This is a genomic window from Bradyrhizobium sp. WYCCWR 12699, from assembly GCF_032144035.1.
GTDB lineage: Bacteria > Pseudomonadota > Alphaproteobacteria > Rhizobiales > Xanthobacteraceae > Bradyrhizobium.
Genome location: NZ_JAVTJN010000037.1, coordinates 13,878 through 14,866 on the forward strand (window position 1 = coordinate 13,878; position 989 = coordinate 14,866).

Consider the following 989-nt stretch of genomic DNA (forward strand, 5'->3'; position numbering starts at 1 on the left):
TCGGTGACCGATCAGGCGCGATGGCACCGTGTAGAACACCTTGCGCAGGGTGAAGCCGCCGGACGAGGTCACGCGGACGATCACCTCTTCGTAGTCGGAGGTGCGCCGATCGGGCAGCTCCTGCAACACCACGCGCTCGCTATCGATCCGCTTGGCGTTGCGGGCATTGCGGCGGCTGACGATCTCGTCGATGAAGCCGCGATAGGTGGCAAGATCGTCGAAGTCGATAGTTCCGCGCAGCAGCAAGGCATCCGCGATTGCTCGCTTGAGATGACCGTGGGGCCCTTCGATCGAACCATTCTCGTGAGCAACGCCTCGATTGTTGCGGGAAGGCCGCATGCCGTAATGGGCACAAAGGGCCTCGTATCGCTGCGTCAGATCGTCCCGTGCATCACGATTGAGATTGCAGAATGCGGCCGACAGACTGTCGGTCCGATGCTCCCGCGGCGCCCCACCGAGCGACCAGAGGGCATTCTGCAGGCCTTCCGCCAGGGCGACGAAGCTCTCGCCGCCAAGCACGACGTGGGCGTGCTCGAACCCGCAATAGGCCAAACGGAAGTGATAGAGACGATGATCCAACGGAGCACCCGCGATCGTAACACCCAACTCGTCCATGTCTGTGAAGTCGGAGAGGCCGAGTTGGCCAGGCTCGTGGGTTTGGCGGAAGATCACCTCCTGCTCCTCGCCGTGGACCGCCCGCCATGCACGGATCCGACGTTCCAGGGTACGACGGATACCGATGCCGAGATCCGGATGACGCCGTAGCATCTCCTCGAACACCGCCACCGGGCGTAAGCCAGGTGCCGCCTTCAGGATCGGGACGATCTCGGTCTCGAACACCTCGCTCAACGGGTCCGGTCGTTGCCGGCCGCGGGGCGCCTTCCTTTGCGATGGAAATCGGGGATCTCTCTCGATCCGATAGGCGGTCGACGCACTGAATGACGCCTTGGCCGCCGCCACTGGCGGGCTATCGGTCTGACGGTACTTCA

The 989-nt window shown here is 63.3% G+C and carries 1 protein-coding gene; it reads right to left on the reverse strand.

Annotated elements, in window-relative coordinates; all coding sequences use genetic code 11:
• Positions 1 to 989: IS21 family transposase (istA, locus tag RPS27_RS30800; RefSeq protein ID WP_313754916.1), on the reverse strand; the 989-nt coding region annotated here is incomplete at both ends.